The following is a 1,402-nucleotide window of genomic DNA, read 5'->3' as shown; positions in this document are numbered from 1 at the left end:
GGTGCGGTGACCGGTCAGGTCGCCCTGGCCTCGGTCGAGGATTCCCGGGCAGTCATCGAGGCCGCCGCCGCGGCGTTCCCCGCCTGGCGCGACACCTCCCTGGCCAAGCGCACCCAAATCCTCTTCGCCTTCCGCGAACTCTTGAACGCCCGCAAGGGCGAACTCGCCGAAATCATCACCAGCGAACACGGCAAGGTCGTCTCCGACGCCCTCGGCGAAGTCGCCCGCGGCCAAGAAGTCGTCGAATTCGCCTGCGGCATCCCCCACCTGCTCAAAGGCGGCTACACCGAAAACGCCTCCACCAACGTCGACGTCCACAACATCCTGCAACCCCTGGGGCCGGTCGGCATCATCTCCCCGTTCAACTTCCCCGCCATGGTCCCCATGTGGTTCTTCCCCCTGGCCATCGCCGCCGGCAACACCGTCGTCCTCAAACCCTCCGAAAAAGACCCGTCCGCCTCACTGTGGCTGGCCAACCTGTGGAAAGAAGCCGGCCTGCCCGACGGCGTGTTCAACGTCCTGCAAGGCGACAAGACCGCCGTCGACCAAATCCTGACCCACCCCGCCATCAAAGCCATCAGCTTCGTCGGGTCCACCCCCATCGCCCAGTACGTGTATGCGACCGGGACCGCGGCCGGCAAACGCGTCCAAGCCCTGGGCGGGGCCAAAAACCACGCCGTCATCCTGCCCGACGCCGACCTCGACCTGGCCGCCGACGCCATGGTCAACGCCGGCTTCGGCTCCGCCGGGGAACGCTGCATGGCCATCTCGGCAGCCGTGGCCGTCGGCCCCATCGCCGACGACCTCGTCGCCAAGATCACCGAACGCACCACCGGCCTGAAGATCGGCGACGGCACAGGCGACTCCGACATGGGCCCGCTCGTGACGAAGGCACATCGGGACAAGGTCGCCTCCTACATCGACGCCGGCGAAGCCGACGGCGCCAAAGTCGTCGTCGACGGCCGCAACATCACCGCCGACGGCGGCGCAGACGGCTTCTGGCTGGGCCCCACCCTGCTCGACAACGTCACCCCCGACATGAGCGTCTACACCGACGAAATCTTCGGCCCCGTCCTCTCGGTCCTACGCGTCGACACCTACGACCAAGCCCTACAACTCATCAACTCCAACCCCTACGGCAACGGCACCGCCATCTTCACCAACGACGGCGGCGCCGCCCGACGCTTCCAAAACGAAGTCGAAGTCGGCATGGTCGGCATCAACGTCCCCATCCCCGTCCCCATGGCCTACTACAGCTTCGGCGGCTGGAAAGCCTCCCTCTTCGGCGACTCCCACGCCCACGGCACCGAAGGGGTGCACTTCTTCACCCGCACCAAAGCCATCACCACCCGCTGGCTCGACCCCTCCCACGGCGGCATCAACCTCGGCTTCCCCGAGAACG

At 66.8% G+C, this 1,402-nt stretch carries 1 protein-coding gene; it reads left to right on the top strand.

The features are described from left to right. Positions 1–1,402, top strand: a 1,402-nt coding sequence (locus G154_RS00270; protein ID WP_036478554.1) for a CoA-acylating methylmalonate-semialdehyde dehydrogenase, incomplete at both ends; no start/stop codon positions are given.

This window comes from Mycobacterium sp. VKM Ac-1816D, from assembly GCF_000416385.1.
Lineage (GTDB): Bacteria > Actinomycetota > Actinomycetes > Mycobacteriales > Mycobacteriaceae > Mycobacterium > Mycobacterium neoaurum_A.
The sequence above is the reverse complement of the archived record's forward strand: the minus strand, read 5'-3'. Positions and strand labels throughout refer to the sequence as shown.